We start from the raw sequence: 21177 nt of genomic DNA, 5'->3' as shown, positions 1-21177 counted from the left end.
TGATCCCCGCCTGCATATGATAAAGTTCTGTTCTTAAAAATCCACTTATTTGATCTGATCCTCTGTGTAGTATCCGGAATCGATCAGGATCTCTTTGTAATTATCTGTTGTAACAACAACCGGGTCGCAAAGGTATGTCGGGATGACACCTGTTCCGTTGTCATAGGATTTTGTATCGTTTACTTCCGGCTCCTCACCTTTCATGACAGAGTCAACCATTTTTACTACTGCAGATGCAAGAGCTCTTGTATCTTTGAATACGGACATTGCCTGTTTTCCTGCTACAAGGTTCTTAACGTTTGGTGTGTCACAGTCCTGACCGGTGATGATCGGATATTTTCCTGTGTAGGAAGCTGCCAGTGCATTCTCAACACCAAGTGCAGTGGAATCATTGGAGCAGAGAACTGCATCAAGATTTGTTCCGTCAGAGTAGTTACCAGCGATAATGGTATCCATTCTGTCCTGTGCTTTTGCGCTGTCCCAGTTAGCTGTGGCAACCTGCTCGAACTCTGTCTGACCGGATTTTACTACCAGCTTTCCGTCATCAATGTATTTCTGGAGAACATCCATTGCACCACCGAAGAAGAAGTTACAGTTATTATCACCAGGATCTCCTGTGAACAGCTCGATGTTGAATGGTCCGTCCTGATTGTCAAGATCCAGTGCATCTACCAGGTACTCGCCCTGTTTCTGACCTACTTTGTAGTTATCGAATGTTGCATAATAGGTTACTGCGTCGGAATTCATAAGAAGACGGTCATAGGAGATCACCGGAATTCCTTTTTCTTTGGCCTGTTTCAGTGGCTCGCCAAGGCTGCTTCCGTCGATGGATGCCACAACCAGAAGGTCGCATCCGTTTGCTACCTGGTTCTCAAGCTGGGAAACCTGTGTGCTTACGTCGTTGGATGCATACTGAAGGTCTACTTCATATCCTGCTGCCTCCAGCTCTTTCTTCATGTTCTCGCCATCCTGGTTCCATCTCTGTAGATCCTTGGTCGGCATGGTAACACCGATCAGTTTCTTGTCTGCTGCCTGTGCTGTTGCTGCCGGAACTACCACCATACCAGCTACCATTGTTGCGCAAAGAAGTGCAGATACCATTTTTCTTTTCATTGTAAAATCCTCCGTTTCATTATTTGTTTTTGGAATCACGTTTCCTTCGATGATGTTACTATAGCACAGGACTGTCTGGACATAGTTGGCAATGACAGAGACATTTTTTTGCAAAAGAAAAATGCCCTGCATCAGGCAAGACATTTTTGTACCAAAAATCTGCTATTGATTTTTGTCATAATTGTGTATTATTGCACATATGGCTACACTGCCACATTACTTGCAGAATTTCACCACCACATATATGCCGGTATGCAATCTGTTCTGCATTACTCTGTATCATAATCTGTATTGAGATATACTTCATCCCTTCTGTGGAAACCGCCGTCAATGATCACCTCATCAATATTATCCCTTGTAACGGCAACCGGTTCCAGCACCTTCGCCGGGATATCATAGCTTCCATCGTTCATGGTATCTGTCACATCTGACGGAAGCTTTCCCTCTTCTGCCATCTTCACCGCATATTCAGCTGCCTGGCATGCCAGATCTTCGATAGATTTAAATGCTGTCATGTACTGGGTTCCTTCTACAATACGCTGACATGCAGCCAGATCGCCATCCTGGCCTACCACGATCACCTGTCCGGCAAGCTGGTTTTCCGCAAGAACCTGTATCACCTGGCTGGCAATATCATCATTTCCACACATGATTCCCTTTACATCGGGGTACTCTTCCAGTGCCTCCTCCACATAATCTGCTGCCAGCTCCGCGATCCAGCCCTCACAGTTGGCTTCGTAAACCACCTTCAGATCACTGTTTTTCAGAGTGTCTTCAAATCCCTCTTTTACCATGTCCACATTGTTATCTGAAGCAGATCCCTGGACCATAAAAATCTTTCCGCCATCAGGGATCGCTTCCATCATGGACTGTGCCATGACCTCTCCGACTTTCCGGTTATCAAAGGAAATATACATGTCTGTATCCGCATCATTTACCATACGGTCATAGGAGATCACCCTGATCCCTGCATTGTGGGCACGCTCCACAGCCTCAGATAATGCCTTGCAGTCTCTGGCAATGATCACGATCACATCCATATGCTTTTTGATAAAATAGTCGATCTGGCTGATCTGCTCTTTTGTATCTGCTCCCGCATCCTGAACATTCACTTCCGCTCCCAATTCCCTTGCGGTTGCCACGAATACATCCCTGTCACGAATCCACCTCTCAATAACAAAGGAATCCACTGTAAGACCAATCTGAATTTTCTTTTCACCACTGTCTTCCTCTGTATCGTTTTCCTGTGCAGCTGTCTGCTTTGTTTTTTCGGAAGCGCAGCCATTCAGCATCAATGTCAACAGACACAGCAAGATCAACAGCTTCCTGATCATTTTCCCCCCGCTCATATTGTCTACCTCAACCTCTCTCTGAATTCACTTGGTGTCACGCCTTCGTATTTTTTGAATATCCTGCTGAAATAATTGGGGTCGCTGTATCCGGATTCCGCACAGATCTCCTTGATGGAAAGCCCTGAATCTTTGAGAAGTTCTCTTGCATTCCGAAGCCGCACTTCTGTAAGATACTCGATAAAATTTCCTCCGGTCTCCTGCTTAAAAAGCTTGCTGAAATAATAAGGGCTGATATCCACCTCCCGTGACACCTCATCCAGTGAAATATCTTTTTTGTAATTGTCCCGGATATAGGACTTTGCTTTTTCGATAATAGAAACCGCTTCTTTTTCCCTTGCACTTTCCATGTTACTGCAGATTTCTGATGTTTTGCCCAGGAACCATTTTTTCATTCCTTCTATATCTGTATATTCCTGGATCTCATGAATATAATTTCTGCGGCAGCTGATCGCATATTTCACGGTACCTGCAAAAAAGGCCTTTTTTTCCACTCCCATCACAAGCTCCAGGATCTTGATGCGCATGTCCTCCAGATCTACTCCCGGCTGCTTCTCCATCCACCTGATAAATTCCTCGGCACAGCTTAAAGCTCCTGCCACATCCTTATCCATCACCCGCTTTTCATAGCGACGTTCCAGATCTCTTGGATATTCGCCGTCATATTTCTGTGCAGCCGGAACATCCTCAATATGTATCACATGGCTGGTGCTTTCCCGAAGTGCGATCATGGCCTCCTTGAAGGATTCTTTCATGGTGCTTCCCATCTCCTTCACCCGGCCGATACCACAGCGAAATTTACTGTCGATCCTGCTTTCCAGCTTATGTACCATGTTTCTGGTTCTTGTTACAACCTCCACACGTTCCTCATAGGACTCCCTGGAATTACGGTACGGAACAAGCAGTACAATACGGTTTCCCATAATGGGTCCTACCAGACATTCAAAAAATCCCTGAGCGATTTCCCGGAATGTGGAATAAAATTTGTTTGCCTTCACACTGGCCCCCACCGCATTGGTAAGAACGCCATTTTCCGTGGAATCCCCGAATTCAGCCACGATCATATATCCATATTCTTCCCGGATATCCAGAAGCTCCCTGTAATTATCCTGATATGTCTGAAAATCATCCTGCAGAAGAATATTATTGATATATCCGCTCTCGATCATGGGCACAACTGTCTCCAGCTTTTCACGGATACGGAGATCATCGCTTCGCTTCTGTCTTGTGGAATCTACCTTTTCCATAGCTTTGGAGCATATTTCCAGAATCACCTTTTTGTTTACCGGCTTGGTAAGAAATTCCATAACGCCAAGATTTACCGCTTCCTTGGCATAATTAAATTTATCATAGGCTGTAATGATCACAAAGACCACAGATCTGTTAAATTTCTGAATTTCCCGGATTGCCTGGATCCCACTTAAGCCCGGCATCTGAATGTCCATAAAGCAGATATCCGGCGGATATTTCTCCGCCTCCTCCACAACCACACGGCCTGTCTTGGCTGTATGGATCTCACATTCATTTCCATAGTTGGAACTTATAATATTTTTCAGGGATTCCAGCATGATCCCCTCATCATCAGCAATCAGGATTCTGTACATTTTTTTCGCTCCTCTCCAGAGGAATATTGATCACTACCTCTGTTCCCATTCCTTCACCTTCACTGTATATTTCCATTAATCCGTCCCGCTCATAATACAGTTCCAGACGGCTGATCACATTATTCATTCCGATTCCCGTGGAATCACCCTCTCCTGAACTGCTGTGGACTTTTTTTGACAGTACTCTTTGTATCTGTTCTCCGGTCATGCCCAGTCCGTTATCCCGAACACTGATCTCAATATGGTCGTTCCATTTCTCCACACTGAGATCAATATGGCCTTCCCAATCTATATTCCGGATTCCATGATTGACTGCGTTTTCCACAACCGGCTGCAGGATCATACTGGGAACACGTACATTTTCCACATCACATTCCACTTTTTTTGAAAAATGGATGTCCCCGGCAAACCGTACATTCAGAATATAAATGTAATTGTCCACAGCCTCCAGTTCTTCCTCCAGTGTGGCATCTTCCTCACCCTTCTTTACATTGTAGCGAAAAAAATCTGCCATCTTTTCCACAAAGATACTGGTTTTTTCTGCATCCTCCATCATTGCAAGCTGTACTCCTGCATTCAGGGAATTAAAAAGGAAATGCGGGTTGATCTGAGACTGGTGATACTTAAGCTGCGCCTCCTTGAGATGTGTTTCCATCAAAAGCTCCCTCTCTATCATCTGCTGTTCTTTTTCCATGCTGGCTTTTGTCCTGGCAATGTAAAGACCAAGATTATCCACCATGGTATTAAAGGCTCTTGTTACCGTTCCAAGCTCATCCCTGGAATCTGCTGGGGGCATCTTTACATTAAAATTCCCCTGACCTACCAGCTGTGCAGTTTCTGCCATATTAGTCAGCGGCAGGAACATCTCCCTTGTTGCCATGATCAGAAGGAACATTCCACAGATCACCACCAGAAGCATGATCATCATATTACTGATCTCCAGATATCTCATAACCGCCCGGAGAGCTGCATAAGTCTGGGAATTTTCTTTAAAAAGCTGCTTGTTCAGCTCATCCATAGAACTCTGGATATAACTGTAAAGCTCCAGACTTTCATCATATTCCTGCTTATATTTCTCCACATTCCTGCCTCTCTTGGCAGCTACAGTTCCTGCGGTACAGGAAAGATATGATTCCGACATCTTACGTATCTTCTTCTCCAGAAGTTTTACGGAATCATCAATATTCCGTTCATTTAACTTCTCCAGCTCCTGCCTGTATTTCGCCTCATTCTGATAATAATCCATCAGTGCCTGGGAGCTTTTTACCTTCAGATACTGGTACATACTGTCATGCACATCGTCAAAAACCTGCCCAAGCTCTGTGATCTGGGCATTGCTGGCATACACATCATCCATCTCCTGCATGGAGTTGTTGATCCGCGCATAAAACAGCATGTTGATGCTGAACAGTAAAACTGCCAGCACGCCAACCTCGATCATGATCTTGCTTACAAGAGAAAAGTCACTCCAACGGATCTTTTTCATCTGTGACTGCCTCCCTCCTCATCTTCTCCACTGCTGTTCTGTCAAGAAAATTAATGTCTACGTTGTAGAAAGAATTGGTTCTTCCATCTTCTATATAGCTGGTAACTGCCTCCACACTGTACTGTCCCAGCTGGGTCGTGTCCACATCACAGGTAACGGAAATAACACCTTTTTCAACTGCCGCCAGAATATCCTCAGATGTATAATAACCAATGATCTTCACTTTTCCTGCAAGGTTGAAATCCAGAATTGCCTGTCTTGCACACTCCGTTGTCTCCTCATCCATACACACAAGGATATCCGGAACATTCCGCTTCTGCTGAAAAATGTCAGTAACTGCCTCCTCTGTTTCAAAGGTTCCTGTTGACAGAAGATTCCTTCCCTTGATCTCAATATCCTCAGAACCAGCTGCCACCTTCACCGCATTGCTGATCTGAGTGTATATCTGACTTTCGTTCATATCATCAATGTCCCGTTTCTGCAGGATCAGGATCTTCTTCGTGTTCTCATCCACGTATTTGGCAACAATTTCCCCGTAAGCCATGCCAAGCTGATAATCGCTGACTCCCACAAAGCTCTGGCGGCGGCTGTGCACCGCATCACTCATGACTGTAACCACCGGTATTCCGTTTCTTACTGCAGTATTGATTGCTTCTTCCAGACCGGCTTCTCCATTATACTGCAGGATAATCCCATCCGCCTTGGCCGCAATGCTCATATTCATATAATCAAGTTTATCATAGGATGTTTCTCTGTCCGGCCCCATGATCTCAATCAGTACATTATTGGGAGCTGCTTTTTTCTTCGCACTGTCATATACTGCCTGCCAGAACTGGGAATCGGGGCTGTCCACGATCATGTCGTACTGGTATTTATATATTTTCTCTTCCTGTTTATCCAACCCTGCTTTTTCACTGATTCCTCTGTAATAGGATTCTCCTGTCACATAAGTAAGTACTATCACGGCAGCAAAGATCAGCAGGATGCAAACTGATTTTCTCTTCATAGTACGCTCCGTTCTGTTTCGCAAAATATTCCAGGTTCAGTTTATCATAATTTCACAGAAAAGTCACTGTTTAGCATGGATTTTCTGTGCACTTTCATGTTATATTAGTAACTATAACATTGCCAAAGGAGGCCGTAAGACATGACAAACGCAACCAAGCTTGCCCTGGAAGAATCCCTGAAACATCTGCTTCTTAAGAAGCCTTTAGATAAGATCACCATCAACGACCTGACTACGGACTGCGGGATCAGCCGCATGACTTTTTACTATCATTTCAAGGATATCTATGATCTTGTGGAGTGGTGCTGTCTGGAAGATGCCAGAATTGCTCTTCAGGGCAAAAAAACCTCTTCCACCTGGCACGAAGGGCTTCTGCAGATCTTTGATGCCGTGATGGAAAACAAGCCGTTTATCTTAAATGTATACCGCTGCGTGGGGCGGGAACAGATTGAGAATTATCTGTTCCAGCTTACCTGCGATCTTCTTATGGGCGTGGCAGCAGAAAAATCAAAAGACATCCCCATCACGGATGAACAGAAAATTTTTATCGCAGATCTGTATAAATACAGCTTTGTAGGGATCATGCTGGACTGGATCAAAAACGGCATGCGTGAAGATTATCGCAAAATCGCAGATGATACCGCAACCGCACTGTACGGAAGCATCGACAACGCCATCCGTAATTTTGCCGCCAGAAACAAAACAGCAGAAATGCATACAGAATAAAAACTTATCAAAACAGACATAATGATAAAAAACTGAACACTTTCGGTATTTTGTAAATAGAATCTTTTTTCAGGATGGGCTATCATAGCCTCAACAGCAACAAAGAACAGTTAATCCGATACAAACAGGTATCTCATTTACGAAAGGTGGATGTCATATGTCAGATAAAAAAGGATTCATGGGACTTGCAGCACTTGCAGCAGCCGGAGCCGGCGCAGCCATGCTGATGAAAAAAACAAAAGAGATCAATGAAGAGGAAACTTTACATGTAAAGGAAACTACCGAAAATTACCGCAATACAGAACGCGGAAAATATGCCAAAAACAGTAAAGGAATTTATTACTCCAACGGTAACTACGAAGCTTTTGCCCGCCCTGAGAAACCGGAAGGCATTGATGATAAACATGCCTATATCGTAGGAAGCGGTCTTGCTTCCCTTGCGGCTGCCTGCTTCCTTGTAAGAGATGCACAGATGCCTGGTGAACACATCCACATTCTGGAAGCCATGGATATCGCCGGCGGTGCCTGCGACGGAATCTATGATCCGTCAAGAGGCTACATTATGCGCGGCGGCCGTGAGATGGAGAACCATTTCGAATGTCTGTGGGATCTTTTCCACAGTATTCCTTCCCTTGAGAAACCGGGTGCTTCCGTTCTGGATGAATTCTACTGGCTGAATAAGCATGATCCGAACTACTCTCTCTGCCGTGCAACTGTGAACCGTGGACAGGATGCACATACAGACGGCAAGTTCAATCTGAGCCAGAAAGGCTGTATGGAAATCATGAAGCTGTTCATGACCAAAGATGAGGATCTTTACGATAAGACTATTGAAGATGTATTTGACGATGAGGTGTTTAATTCCACCTTCTGGCTGTACTGGCGCACTATGTTTGCTTTTGAAAACTGGCACAGTGCACTTGAGATGAAGCTTTACTTCCAGCGTTTTATCCATCATATCGCAGGACTTCCGGATTTCAGTGCCCTGAAATTCACGAAATATAATCAGTACGAATCTCTGATTCTTCCTATGAAAAAATATCTGGAGGACGCAGGTGTTGACTTCCAGTTCAACACAGAAGTCACAAATGTTATCTTTGATTTCAAGGATGGCAAAAAGATCGCTTCTGCTATTGAGTGCAAGGTAAAAGGCGTTGAGCAGGGTATCCTTCTCACAGAAAATGATCTTGTTTTTGTCACAAACGGAAGTTGTACAGAGGGCACGATCTACGGTGATCAGAACCATGCACCGAATGGTGATGCAGAGGTACGTACCAGCGGAGTATGGTCCCTGTGGAAAAATATCGCAGCTCAGGATCCGTCTTTCGGACATCCGGAGAAATTCTGCTCGGACATTGCCAAGACCAACTGGGAATCTGCTACCGTCACCACACTGGATGACCGTATCATCCCTTATATCACCAACATCTGCCAGCGTGATCCACGTACCGGCAAGGTCGTTACCGGTGGTATCGTAAGCTGCCAGGATTCCAAATGGCTCTTAAGCTGGACCATCAACCGTCAGGGACAGTTCAAGGAGCAGGATCCTGATAAAGTCTGCGTATGGGTTTACGGACTTTTCACAGATGTTCCCGGTGATTATATCAAGAAGCCGATGAAGGATTGTACCGGTAAGGAAATTACCGCCGAGTGGCTGTACCACCTGGGTGTTCCGGTAGATCAGATCGACGATATGGCAGAAAACAGCGCTGTCTGCGTTCCGACCATGATGCCGTACATCACCGCCTTCTTCATGCCGCGTGCCAAGGGTGACCGCCCGGATGTTATCCCGGATGGCTGTGTGAACTTCGCATTCCTCGGACAGTTTGCCGAAACTCCACGTGATACTATTTTCACTACAGAATATTCCGTACGTACTGCAATGGAGGCTGTATATGGCCTCACAGGTGTAGACCGTGGTGTTCCGGAAGTATGGGGAAGTGTTTACGATATCCGTGAGCTTCTTGATAGCTCCGTGAAACTGATGGATGGAAAATCTCCTCTTGAGATCCAGCTCCCTGGACCTCTGAATGCACTGAAGAAGCCTCTTCTGAATGTTGTGAAGGGAACTGTGGTTGAGAAAGTACTGCGGGATCATAATGTTCTGAAGGACTATATGTAAGATATACAGCCTGCCAGGCAGATATTCTCAATCCGAAAATTAAGATTTGAACACAGTAACAGAGCCTCCGGTTCTATTCGTGCAGCAATCCCCCGGAAATACTTCTCGCGCGGTATTTCCGGGGGATTATTTTATTTTCTGATACTTATTTTCCCAGTGTTTCATTCATACTTCCGGAACGGAAGCCCTGAAGATCCAGAGTCACGTAAGAAAATCCCAATGTGCGAAATTTCTCTGTGATCTTTGTTCTTGTTTCATTATCTGCAATTTTCAGGATCTCTTCTTCCGGAACCTCGATCCTTGCCATGGTACCGTGGATGCGAACACGGAACTGATGGAATCCCAGATCCATCAGAAACTGCTCGGCCTGATCTACCATGTGAAGCTTCTCCTCGGTAATGGTCTCGCCGTATACAAATCTGGAAGCAAGACAGGCAAAGGATGGCTTGTTCCAGGTTGGAAGATTCATGTCTTTTGACAGCTTCCGGATCTCTTCTTTATAGAGGCCTGCTTCCTGGAGCGGACTGCGGACCCCAAGCTCCTGGATAGCCCTTTTTCCCGGACGGTAGTCGCCCAGATCATCCATGTTGGAACCTTCCGTAAGCACATTGATGTTGTTCTCTTTCGCTACTTCCCATAATCTGGTAAAAATGCCTTTTTTGCAGATGTAGCAGCGATCCGGAGGATTCTGGCGAAATCCCGGAATCTCAAATTCATTAAGCTTGCATATCTCCTGATGAATGTGATTTTCCCTGCAGAAATCCTCGGTTTCTTTCCGCTCTCTTTCTGTAAAGGAGCAGGGGCATGCAGTGATGGCTATGGCCTTATCGCCAAGTGTCTCCTGTGCCACTTTCAGAAGAAATGTGGAATCCACCCCACCTGAAAACGCTACCGCCACACTTCCGAATGAGCGGAGGATCTCCTGAAGTTTTTCATATTTTTTCTCAAGAGTGATCTTGTCTGTTCCTGTCATATGTCCTGTCACCTCATATTTTTATACTTGTAATCTATAGTACTCCTGAAAATTATTTTATCGCTATAGAAATTTCTGCGTTGTTACGTGTACATTGTAAACTATGAATTTGACACGCACAAGTGTTTTCTTCCATATCGCCACTTCTAATGAATTTATAATCATTATTTTTTATTGTATCTTATAAAATTATTGTTTTTCTTTTTTTCAATTATAACTGAAAAACTTTTTATTTTTATTTGAATTTTTCATTGTATCTTTGATATACTATATGTAAGGAGGTGCTTATCATGATCAAACGCGAAATGTACATGCAACGTATTCGTCCTTTTATCAACACGGATCTTGTAAAAGTTATGACCGGTATCCGCCGTTGCGGAAAATCTGTTATGCTTGAGCTTATCAAAGAAGAACTGAAAAGTATCGGTATCAACGCTTCGCAGTTTTTATCCTTCAATTTTGAAGATATGAGAAATTCTCATTTATGTACGGCCCAGGCTCTCCATGATGAGGTAATACATCGTACACAGAATTTTTCCGAAAAAATATATCTTTTTTTTGACGAAATCCAAGAAGTGGAACACTGGGAAAAATGTATCAACTCATTCCGTCTGGAACTGGATTGTGATATCTATATCACCGGTTCCAATGCCAAACTTCTCTCCGGAGAACTTGCAACTGTATTAGGTGGCCGTTATGTGGAATTCACGATATATCCATTCTCCTTTTCTGAATTTCGTGAACTGTATCTTTCTGTTTTTCCTGATTCTTCTGCCCCCGCCATTTTTCAAAAATATCTGCTCTTAGGTGGTATGCCCTATCTGGCTAATCTCAGATTTATGGAAGAACCCGCAAGACAGTATCTGATTGATATTTACCATTCTGTAGTCCTTACAGATGTTGTAAAACGTAACAAAATACGAGATGTAGATATGCTTTCCCGTATTGTCTCTTATGTGATTGGAAACATTGGCTCTACATTTTCCTCTTCTTCCATTGTAAAATTTATGAAAAATGAACAGCGTAAGGTCTCACCGGAAACAGTTCTGAACTATATCAATTACTGCACAAACGCCTACCTTTTTTACCAGGTAAAACGTCAGAATCTGCAGGGAAAACAGATTCTGGCTACCAATGAAAAATATTATATGGCAGATCACGGCTTACGCGAGGCTGTATTCGGTGGAAATATGAAAGATATCAATCTTATTCTGGAAAATATCGTTTTTATGGAATTGCTCCGCCGTGGATATTCTGTTACAGTTGGAAAATCCGGGACAAAAGAAATAGACTTTGTATGTCAGATACAGAATCAGAAGCTTTACATCCAGGTCACTTACCTGCTTGCTTCTGAAGCAACGATACAACGGGAATTTGGTGTTTATGATTCCATACGCGATAATTTTCCCAAATATGTTGTTTCCATGGATGAAATTGATATGAGCCAGAATGGTATTAAGCATAAAAACATCCGGGAGTTTCTTTTAATGGATCATTGGATCTGACACTCCTCTTAGAGTAACAGAAGTATATAAAAGAGGCCGGAAATACCTGCAAAAGGGTACTTCCAGCCTCTTGTAGGCTCTGTTATTACATCTCGATCACATCAAGATCATCCGGAACAAACAGATTTCCGTGATAATACTCTCTGCCCTCTGCTCCGTAAAGCTCTTTACGTTTCTTAATGTTTTTATCCTCTGTGTGATACAGGACAAGATTCTTAACTCCAAGGTTCTCAGCCAGCTCACTGGCATCCTTAACTGTGGAGTGATGTTTCTCATATGGATTGAAGATATCACGCTGTCCATACAGACAGAATGCTTCGTGGAACATCCAGTCGCTGCCTTTAGCATATTTCTCCTCACATTCGTTGTACGGCTCATCTCCACAGCAGGTCAGCACCTTGTTGTCTCCATAGATCATCTGGAAGCCGAACTGTTTCGCCTTTGTGGAACCGATATCAAAGAATGTCACTTTTTTATTAAGGATGGTTCTCTCCTCGCCGTCTTTTACCTCAATGAGGTGGAGTCTGTCACCGATGTACTGAGTCTCTTTTTTATTAAGAAGCTTGAATGCCATGTCCTTCAGAAGTCCGATCACTTCGTCATGAGCGTAAATATTCGCCTCACCCTGGTAAGTACCTTTCTTCATGTTCTGACAGATGATACGGATCACCCACACGATTCCCATGATATGATCCACATGCTTATGTGTAACAAAGATCTCATGAACATCCATCAGATCAATGCCTGCTTTTTTCAGCTGGGAAAGCACGGTATTTCCGCCGCCTCCGTCAACCAGAAAATGTCCATACTCATCGCTGAGCACAAAGCAGGTATTGTAACACTCAGTTACCAGAGCATTTCCGGTTCCAAGCATGGTTAATTTCATTGTTTTTTCTCCTCCTGTATATGTACGGTTTCTCTTATTTTTTCTGTGTTTTTCGTGTCTCATGATATCATTACGGAGAATTATTTTCAATAAAATTTATTTTTTTCTTACGTATATTGCTTTCACATAAGAATTCATCCCAAAAACATATTCACCATCATCATATACGGTAAACGGGCAAACTTTTACATAATATCTTTTTCCTTTTGCCAGTTTGGTAAGGGTTTTGGTTCTTGTGGGAGAATATATTGTTTTTACGCTTTTGCGGAAGCGGTAATCCGTAGAATACTGAATTCTATATCCAATCGCATTGGATGCTGCTTTGCAGACAACCGTTGCCTGTCCGGCTTTTTTACTTTTAAGCGATGTAATACTTCCACGTGAAAGAGTGATCAACGGTTCTGCCTGGATTTTGAAATAGTATTCCCGGTCACTATAAACATCATCCCAGGCATATACCTCCAGATAATACGTACCTGCATTTAAAGTTTTGGATACCCTCGCACTACCTTTTCCAGTCGCATTATTCTGCTTGAATGTTACATTACCAGGCACCATAACTGCTTTACCTGAAGAATTATATATTGAAAACAATACTTCCCCATCTAATGTCGTCGCTTTTAATGAGACATGCGATTTCTGTTTAAGTACAAATTTGTAATATGCATTTGAATGATGTTTTCCCTTACAGGTTTCTCCCAGTCTGTAGTCTATAGATTCACTGTTCATAGAGGCCTGTACCGAAACTACACCAAATCCTATAATGCACATAGCCATGATCAGTAATGCCGCACTGATCTTTGTCAAATACTTTTTCATATCTGCTTCCTCCTTTTTTTGACCATTTCTGACATTTTTAGTCATCTATAAAATGATTATATTACCACACTGATGCAAGTGTCAATATACGGTTATTTATTATATAATAACCAGCTTATACCCAAATTTTTTTATTCCTTTTATATTTTTGTGTTACAATATAGCCGAAGCAAATGCAGATTTTTTTCTGCATTTGCTTCGGCTATACATAATAAACGGAGGAATTCAAAATGAAAATCACAATCTTAAACGGCAGTCCACGCCACAACGGTAACACACAGATCATGGCAGATACTTTTTCAGAAACTGCCAGAGAAAACGGTCACACCGTAAATATCCTTAATATCGCAAATATGAACATCCGCGGATGTCTCGGATGCAAATACTGCTACTCCCACGGCGGAAAGTGCGTCCAGGATGACGATATGGAAAACGTTCTCGCAGAGCTTTCCGACACCGATATGGTTGTTTTTGCATCACCGGTCTACTGGTTCGATATGACCGCACAGCTTAAGACCGTTATTGACCGTCTGTACGCCTGCGGAAGCACAGGATTCCATTTTAACAAAACTGCACTTCTTCTTGACGCAGGCGCTGATCATGTTTTTGACGCGGCCATTGCACAGTACAAGGGAATGACCGCTTATCTCAAGTGGGAGGATAAAGGAATCATCACCGTCCCGAATATGCTGGATAAAGGCAGCATGAAAGCCTGTCCAAAGCTTGAAGATATCAGGAAGCTGGCAGCCAGCCTGTAAGCCTACCAGACCTCCGACTCTACAGCTGCACGCTCAATGCCAATGCCTTTCATATACCGGTCCATAAAAGCATTGAAGCCCTTCACACCTTCTGCTTCCGGCGCCAGTGTGCTGCCTTCGTTTCCTTTGAAGACATCTTCATCCAGGAAATCCGCAAGGGCTTCGCCTTCTCTCCTGTTGAGCAGATAGGAAGCCAGAAGTGCGATTCCCCAGGCTCCGCCTTCTCCTGCTGTGGACATTACAGATACCGGTGCATCTACCGCATCTGCAAGAATCTGCTGGCCGACACCCTTTGTCTTAAAGAGGCCGCCGTGACCCAGAAGCTTATCGATCTTTACATGCTCCTGATTCAGAAGGATATCCAGACCTACACGCATGGCGCCGAGGCAGGTGTAAAGATTATTTCGCATAAAGTTTGCCAGTGTAAATTTGCTCTCAGGAGAACGTACAAACAATGGACGTCCCTCTTCAAAACCGGTCATATGCTCGCCGGAGAAATAGCAGTAGGAAAGAAGTCCGCCACAGTCCGGGTCGCCTTCCATGGCTTTGTTATAAAGAGTTCCGAACAGTTTGTTCATATCTACTTCCATGCCCATAGCTTCTGCAAATTCCTTAAACACGTTTACCCATGCGTTCAGATCCGAAGTACAGTTGTTGGAATGTGCCATGGCAACCGGATCTCCTGCCGGAGTGGTAACCATGTCGATTTCTTTATACGGTTTGGAAAGTGCCTTCTCCAGGACGATCATGGCAAATACAGAGGTTCCCGCAGAAACATTTCCGGTACGCCGGCGGACACTGTTTGTGGCAACCATACCGGTTCCTGCGTCTCCCTCAGGCGGACACATCGGGATTCCAGCTTTCAGCTTTCCACTTACATCCAGAAGCTTTGCGCCTTCCTCAGTAAGAACTCCTGCATCCTGACCTGCCACCAGAGCTTTCGGCATAATATCGCGAAGCTTCCATGGGAAACCATAAGGCGCAACCAGTTCATCGAACTTCTGAACCATCTCCTCGTTATAGTCCTTCGTTTCACTGTCGATCGGGAACATACCTGCCGCATCACCGATACCAAGAACTCTTTTTCCGGTGAGTTTCCAGTGCACATAGGCTTCCAGAGTGGTGATATAATCGATATCTTTTACATGCTCCTCACCGTTAAGGATCGCCTGATACAGGTGTGCGATGCTCCATCTCTGAGGGATATTGTAATGGAAAAGCTCTGCCAGCTTCTCAGAGGCTTCTCCTGTGATGTTGTTTCTCCAGGTACGGAACGGGACCATCAGCTCTCCCTCTTTATTAAACGGCATATAGCCATGCATCATGGCACTGACACCAAACGCACCTACGCTTGTAAGCTCCACTCCATATTTTTCCTGAACATCTTCTGCCATATCCTGGTAACTGCCCTGGAGACCTTTCCAGATCTCCTCCAGGCTGTATGTCCAGATACCATCCACATACTGGTTCTCCCATTCATAGGCTCCGGATGCGATGGGCTGGTTCTTATCGTCCACCAGAACTGCCTTGATCCTTGTGGAACCAAACTCAATACCAAGAGCCGTGCGATTCTCAAGAATTGCTGTTTTTGCCTCATTTGCTCCCATTGTAAAAATCCTCCCGTATTATTTGCTGAAATACATATCCCAATTATAATATTCCTGTGAAAAAACATCAACATTTTACATCATAAAAAGGCCGGAACATCCATTTTAATGATCCGGCCTGTCTATTCAGAAAACTGCTCGGGAGTCCCCTGACATACCTTTCATTTAGCGGTACATCTTCATATAATCTCCATGTGCCTCGATCAGCTCATCACACATTGCCTGGATATCTTTGATATTCAGCTCTGCACCTGTGTGAGGATCCATCATGGCTGCCTGATAGATTTTCTGGCGGTCTTTGGTCACTGCTGCCTCAATAGCAAGGAGCTGCGGGCTGACATTGGATGAGTTCATAGCTGCCAGCTGTGTAGGAAGCTTGCCCACCTTTACCGGATGTACACCGGTTCCGTCGATATAGCATGGAACCTCTACGCAGGCATCCGACGGAAGGTTATCGATGTAACCGTTGTTAAGAACATTTCCACCGATCTTGTACGGTGTGTTTGTAACAACAGCCTCCATGATATAAGAAGCATACTCTTTACTTCTCTCATGGCCGATCTTGCCATCCTTGAGGATATCCTCGCGCTCTTTTTCCCAGCCCTCGATCTGTTTGATACATCTTCTCGGATATTCGTCAAGCGGAATATTGAACTCCTCGATCATCTCCGGATATTTGGATTTAATGAAGAACGGATTATACTCTGCATTGTGCTCACTGGACTCTGTACAATAGTATCCAAGATGACGGATATACTCATAACGCACCATGTCCTCATGCTTCTCACCGGAGGTATTCTTCTCCTCAGCAATTCTGCGGATCTCCGGATACAGATCATTTCCGTCTTTGTCGTGGATTTCAAGGAGCCATGCCATGTGGTTGATACCCGCAATCAGCTCAGTACGTCCCTCAATCTTGTCTTCCATTCCCATTCCCTCAAGAAGCTTCTGGGAGCAGACCTGAACGCTGTGGCAGAGGCCTACGGTACGGATCTTTGTGAAACGCTGCATATAACCGGTAAGCATTGCCATCGGATTGGAATAGTTCAGGAACAGAGTGTTCGGGCAGACCTCTTCCATGTCCCGGGCAAACTCTTCCAGAACCGGAATGGTACGAAGTGCACGCATGATTCCACCGATTCCCAGAGTATCTGCGATTGTCTGTTTGATGCCGTATTTCTTCGGGATCTCAAAATCTGTTACTGTACATGGCTCATAACCGCCTACCTGAATGGCATTAACTACGAAATCCGCATCGCGAAGCGCATCTTTACGGTTCTCGGCGCCAAGATAGGTTTTGATCACTGCGCGGTCCTCGTTTACGTTGTGATTGATGGCACTTAAGATAATTCTGGAATCCTCCAGTCTCTTCTCGTCAATATCATAAAGTGCGATCTCGCTCTCGCGAAGTGCCGGTGTGCACATACAGTCTCCAAGTACATTTCTTGCGAAAACCGTGCTTCCAGCTCCCATAAATGTAATTTTGATCATGTTCGTTTCCTCCTGTTCTCTTTGTTGGATCTCTTATCCGGAATTCTTGTATTTTTCTTTGAAATTCCTGATTTTCTGCTATTTTTGCGGTGCAGTCCCGCTTCGTTTTCCTTGTGAGCTTATCATACTACCGGAAACTTGTTTAAAATATGTACTTTGATGTTAATAATTGTTGTTTTGTTGCATGAGATACCTAGAAGTAATTTTCTATAACATTTCTTATGACATAAAAAGCTCTCTGCCCGATACCAGAATTTTATATATTCCGGACCAGACAGAGAGTTCTTTTTCTTCGTGAAATATATCACAGGATCAGGCCTCAGATTCCGTATAATCGCCCTTCTTTCCATTCACTACAAGTCTTCTCTTTTCTTCCTTGTATTCTCTCGGACTTCTTCCTGTTCTTGCCTTGAATACCTTGGAAAAAGCCAGGGGATCTCCATACCCTACTCTTGCAGCAACTTCACTGACCTGAATATCTCCGTTTTTCAGAAGAGTCTTTGCCTTCTCGATGCGAAGATTCATAAGATATTCCTGTGGCGAGCATCCGAGGCTTTTTTTAAACGAGCTGGTAAGATAGCTCCGGTTTACTCCAATGCGGTCTGCCAGTTCATTGATCTTAAGCCGCTTGTCAAAATTGGCTGCAATGTAATCCACTGCATGCTCCACATAAACGGAATTTGGATATCTGTGGGATGGGAGAAGCTTGCCTTCTCTCAGACATGCATCCCGGTTATCCGTGATCAGGTCAGAAAAAAGAAGCATCAGAAGTCCGTTCCGTTTCAGCTCATTTTCAAAAACAAGCTTGTTGGTCCGTACCATTGCATCAATATACTTCGCAGCATTTTCCATGCAGTGGATCCTTCGGACCGGATTTTCCCGGCTGAAGCCACTTACATGGATCACTTCCTCTGCAGTCATTCCCTCAAATCCTACCCAGCGGTACGTCCAGGGATTATCCATGTCTGCCTCATACCAGGCCTCCACACTGGATGGGATCAGAAATGCTTCTCCACCGGTCAGATGATACTGGTGTCCATCCATCTCAAAAACCCCGGTCCCGGATTCCACGATATGAAGCACATGAGAGATCCTTTTATTTGGTCCAAATCGATGTCCCGGATCACAGCTTTCCCACCCACAGTAAGTAAGACAGAGATCCACCGCACCTTTCTTTAAATTCTCCAGACATTTATAGCTGTCTGAGTTTGTAAAACCAACTGTATGAAGCAACTTGTCACCTCCCTGATGTCATATATTATGTTTCCGCCCGTGAGCTACTTCGCCACCCAATAACAGGCCGCCATATCCGGCGGCCTGTTATTTTTTCTGGTCAGGCGGATGTTTTTTCGCTGACAGCTTTTATTCCATCATTTACAGAAATCAGTCCTCTGCTTCAATTGTATACAATACAGAATGGAAATCACCGTTTGTCTTATTGCAGTAGTCACGATCAACCGGGATTCCTGCATACATCAGCTCATTTCCGTAAGCTTTCAGGCACTTATCTTCCCATTTTACTCTGTAAAGCTGATCCTCGTCAAGACCCTTGAAGCGCAGACGCATCCAGGAAGTATTGACCTTGTTCAGTCTCTCATAGTATCCGGCAACTGCCTGTTTTTTGTCTCTGGAAACAACCATCCATGCAGTATCATTTCCTTCGAACGGGCTTAAGATACGGTAGAAATCACCCTCCACCTGGATCAGGTCACGATGTTCCTTCATGAATTCCACCTGTGCCTTTACCTCTTCGATCTCTTTGGCACTTAAAAGGTTCAGATCCAGCTCATAGCCAAAGGTTCCGAAATATGCCACGTTTGCTCTTGTGGAAAGCGGTGTGGTACGGTGCAGCTGATGGTTTGGTACTGCTGATACATGAGATCCCATGCTGACGATCGGATAAACAAAAGAGGTACCGTACTGGATCTTTTCTCTCTCAGCTGCATCGGTGTCATCACTGGTCCATGTCTGCGGTGCAAAATACAGCATTCCCGGATCAAATCTTGCTCCGCCGCTTGCGCAGGATTCAAAGAGAATGTCAGGGAATCTCTCTGTCAGTCTTGTATACAGCTCATAAACGCCAAGGATATATTTATGCATGGTCTTGCCCTGATCTGCTGCAGATGCGCCACGGCTGAAAGGCTCGGACATGTAACGGTTCATATCCCATTTAATGTAGGAAATGGAAGATTCCTCAATAACCTTGGAGATGGAATCATAAATGAAATCCACAACCTCAGGTCTGGAAAAATCAAGAACATGCTGATGTCTTGAATGGGACTCAAAACGGTCCGGTGCTCCGATGAGCCAGTCCGGATGTGCTCTGTAGCAGTCACTGTTCTTGTTTACCATCTCAAGCTCTACCCAGAGACCGAATTTCAGTCCCATCTCCTCGATCTTACGGGAAAGTCCGGAAATTCCGTTCGGAAGCTTGTTCTTATTTACAAACCAGTCGCCAAGGCCCTGGTAATCATCGTTTCTGGTTCCGAACCATCCGTCATCCAGAACGAACAGCTCTACCCCAACCTCTTTGGCTTTTTTTGCAATATTGAGGATTTTTTCCTCATTAAAATCAAAATAGGTTGCCTCCCAGTTATTGAGGAGGATCGGGCGTGCATGATTTCTCCATTTTCCACGCATCAGACGGTCACGGTACAGTCTGTGGTAAGCCTGGCTCATTCCATTTAAGCCCTTATCGCTGTATACCATAACGACCTCCGGAGTCTGGAATTCCTCATCTCTGGAAAGCTCCCAGGAAAATCCCTGTGGATTGATTCCCATCATAACTCGTGTCATCTCGTAGGTGGAAACCTCGACCTGTGCAAGGAAGTTGCCGCTGTACACAAAGCTGAAGCCGAAAACCTCGCCTGTGTCTTCGGTTGTATGAGGACGCTTCAGTGCGATAAACGGATTCTGCTCAGAGCTGGAACCGGTTCCTGCAAGGCTCTGTACAGCCTGTGTCCCCATCTCAAGTTTGCGTGTTTTTACATAACGCTCACGTGCCCACGCACCGGAAAGATGGATCATCTCATAATCCATGTCCGGGAATTCTACTGCCGCGCTCATGACATTCTCAAGACGGATCTTCTGATCCCCTTTCTGAACAAGGCGTGCACTTCTTGTGATCACCGGGTAATCCTCATATACGGAATAGGTAAGAACAAGGTCTGTGTCCATCACAGGATCATGAAGTGTAATGTCCAGAGATGTTGCCTCTTCCTCGTTCTCTGTGTAGGTTGCCGGAAGACCGGCAAGCTTCTTCTTGCCGCCATAGATCTCATGAGAAACATATTTGAAATCTACGATCTCGCTTCCGTTCTCCTGGCGAACAGTAAGGGCAGGACTTCTGAAATCACCGGTTCCGTAAACAGGATACTCCTGTTTGGTATACTGCATGGAAAGAAGTCCCGGTTCCGGAACACATACAGCCATCAGGGAACGCATGATCTCCTCGTGAAGATAACTGAAATCCTCTTTATCGCGGATAGCTTTTCCATAGTACAGATTCTCCATCTGGCCATTTTCCATGATGCAGATGATATAGCTTAAATGTTTGTTGTAAATATGGAATGTCTTTGATCCCTCGTGAAATTTGATCGGCATAATTTTCTCCTTTTTTCGTTTACTGCGGATAAAAATATCCGCCTCTTTCCTTAAGAATCATCAAATAACTGTGCATTTTGGCATTTGCTTCGATAAAAATACCGCTGACAACCTCAATAACCAAATCCT

Annotated in this window: 16 protein-coding genes; 4 read left to right on the top strand and 12 right to left on the bottom strand. The window is 44.4% G+C overall.

Going from position 1 to position 21177, the window contains the following annotated elements; genetic code table 11:
- Positions 1 to 45: 45 nt before the first annotated feature.
- From chvE to V9W66_RS13440, 5 genes are all read right to left on the bottom strand, one after another.
- A complete protein-coding gene (gene chvE / locus V9W66_RS13460; RefSeq protein WP_243121851.1) occupies positions 46 to 1074 on the bottom strand; it encodes a multiple monosaccharide ABC transporter substrate-binding protein in 1029 nt (342 codons plus the stop codon).
- Between the two features lie 308 nt (positions 1075 to 1382).
- Positions 1383 to 2462: a sugar ABC transporter substrate-binding protein gene (locus V9W66_RS13455; protein WP_243121848.1), complete on the bottom strand. Its 1080-nt coding sequence runs from the start codon at positions 2460 to 2462 to the stop codon at positions 1383 to 1385.
- A gap of 5 nt (positions 2463 to 2467) precedes the next feature.
- Positions 2468 to 4066: a response regulator transcription factor gene (locus tag V9W66_RS13450; protein WP_144096175.1), complete on the bottom strand. Its 1599-nt coding sequence runs from the start codon at positions 4064 to 4066 to the stop codon at positions 2468 to 2470.
- Positions 4044 to 5552, bottom strand: a complete 1509-nt coding sequence (locus V9W66_RS13445) for a sensor histidine kinase (protein WP_439362784.1) — start codon at positions 5550 to 5552, stop codon at positions 4044 to 4046. The genes V9W66_RS13450 and V9W66_RS13445 overlap by 23 nt, the downstream gene beginning before the upstream one ends.
- Positions 5530 to 6558 carry a sugar ABC transporter substrate-binding protein gene (locus V9W66_RS13440; RefSeq protein WP_144096179.1) on the bottom strand — a complete coding sequence of 343 codons (1029 nt, stop codon included), beginning with the start codon at positions 6556 to 6558 and terminating at the stop codon, positions 5530 to 5532. The genes V9W66_RS13445 and V9W66_RS13440 overlap by 23 nt, the downstream gene beginning before the upstream one ends.
- A gap of 141 nt (positions 6559 to 6699) precedes the next feature.
- On the opposite strand from V9W66_RS13440, the gene V9W66_RS13435 reads away from it, so the two are divergent.
- Together V9W66_RS13435 and V9W66_RS13430 are read left to right on the top strand one after the other, a co-directional pair.
- On the top strand, positions 6700 to 7284 hold the full coding sequence (locus tag V9W66_RS13435; RefSeq protein WP_144096181.1) for a TetR/AcrR family transcriptional regulator: 585 nt from the start codon (positions 6700 to 6702) through the stop codon (positions 7282 to 7284).
- 157 nt (positions 7285 to 7441) lie between these two features.
- A complete protein-coding gene (locus tag V9W66_RS13430) occupies positions 7442 to 9406 on the top strand; it encodes an oleate hydratase (protein WP_144096183.1) in 1965 nt (654 codons plus the stop codon).
- A 145-nt stretch (positions 9407 to 9551) separates the two neighbouring features.
- On the opposite strand, the gene larE is transcribed toward V9W66_RS13430, so the two are convergent.
- Positions 9552 to 10379 carry an ATP-dependent sacrificial sulfur transferase LarE gene (larE, locus tag V9W66_RS13425; protein WP_144096185.1) on the bottom strand — a complete coding sequence of 276 codons (828 nt, stop codon included), beginning with the start codon at positions 10377 to 10379 and terminating at the stop codon, positions 9552 to 9554.
- A 290-nt stretch (positions 10380 to 10669) separates the two neighbouring features.
- On the opposite strand from larE, the gene V9W66_RS13420 reads away from it, so the two are divergent.
- Positions 10670 to 11884, top strand: a complete 1215-nt coding sequence (locus tag V9W66_RS13420) for an ATP-binding protein (RefSeq protein WP_144096186.1) — start codon at positions 10670 to 10672, stop codon at positions 11882 to 11884.
- An 85-nt stretch (positions 11885 to 11969) separates the two neighbouring features.
- On the opposite strand, the gene V9W66_RS13415 is transcribed toward V9W66_RS13420, so the two are convergent.
- Both V9W66_RS13415 and V9W66_RS13410 read right to left on the bottom strand, forming a co-directional pair.
- Positions 11970 to 12770 (bottom strand): MBL fold metallo-hydrolase, encoded by an 801-nt coding sequence (locus V9W66_RS13415; protein WP_144096188.1) that lies wholly within the window; start codon positions 12768 to 12770, stop codon positions 11970 to 11972.
- A 96-nt stretch (positions 12771 to 12866) separates the two neighbouring features.
- Positions 12867 to 13589: a fibronectin type III domain-containing protein gene (locus V9W66_RS13410; protein WP_144096190.1), complete on the bottom strand. Its 723-nt coding sequence runs from the start codon at positions 13587 to 13589 to the stop codon at positions 12867 to 12869.
- A gap of 230 nt (positions 13590 to 13819) precedes the next feature.
- On the opposite strand from V9W66_RS13410, the gene V9W66_RS13405 reads away from it, so the two are divergent.
- Positions 13820 to 14347 carry a flavodoxin family protein gene (locus tag V9W66_RS13405; protein WP_110103299.1) on the top strand — a complete coding sequence of 176 codons (528 nt, stop codon included), beginning with the start codon at positions 13820 to 13822 and terminating at the stop codon, positions 14345 to 14347.
- A 2-nt stretch (positions 14348 to 14349) separates the two neighbouring features.
- Here V9W66_RS13405 and V9W66_RS13400 read toward each other — a convergent pair whose 3' ends face one another.
- From V9W66_RS13400 to V9W66_RS13385, 4 genes are all read right to left on the bottom strand, one after another.
- Entirely contained in the window at positions 14350 to 15954 is a 1605-nt protein-coding gene (locus V9W66_RS13400; protein ID WP_144096193.1) for a xylulokinase, read from the bottom strand.
- Between the two features lie 165 nt (positions 15955 to 16119).
- On the bottom strand, positions 16120 to 17445 hold the full coding sequence (locus tag V9W66_RS13395) for an alpha-glucosidase/alpha-galactosidase (RefSeq protein ID WP_022426688.1): 1326 nt from the start codon (positions 17443 to 17445) through the stop codon (positions 16120 to 16122).
- 312 nt (positions 17446 to 17757) lie between these two features.
- Positions 17758 to 18678, bottom strand: a complete 921-nt coding sequence (locus V9W66_RS13390) for an AraC family transcriptional regulator (protein WP_144096195.1) — start codon at positions 18676 to 18678, stop codon at positions 17758 to 17760.
- Between the two features lie 150 nt (positions 18679 to 18828).
- Positions 18829 to 21048, bottom strand: coding sequence for an alpha-galactosidase (locus V9W66_RS13385; RefSeq protein ID WP_144096197.1), 2220 nt, complete (start codon positions 21046 to 21048; stop codon positions 18829 to 18831).
- Positions 21049 to 21177: the final 129 nt, after the last annotated feature.

The sequence above is a fragment of the Blautia massiliensis (ex Durand et al. 2017) genome, from assembly GCF_051861785.1.
In the GTDB taxonomy this organism is placed as follows: Bacteria; Bacillota; Clostridia; order Lachnospirales; family Lachnospiraceae; genus Blautia_A; species Blautia_A luti_A.
The sequence above is the reverse complement of the archived record's forward strand: the minus strand, read 5'-3'. Positions and strand labels throughout refer to the sequence as shown.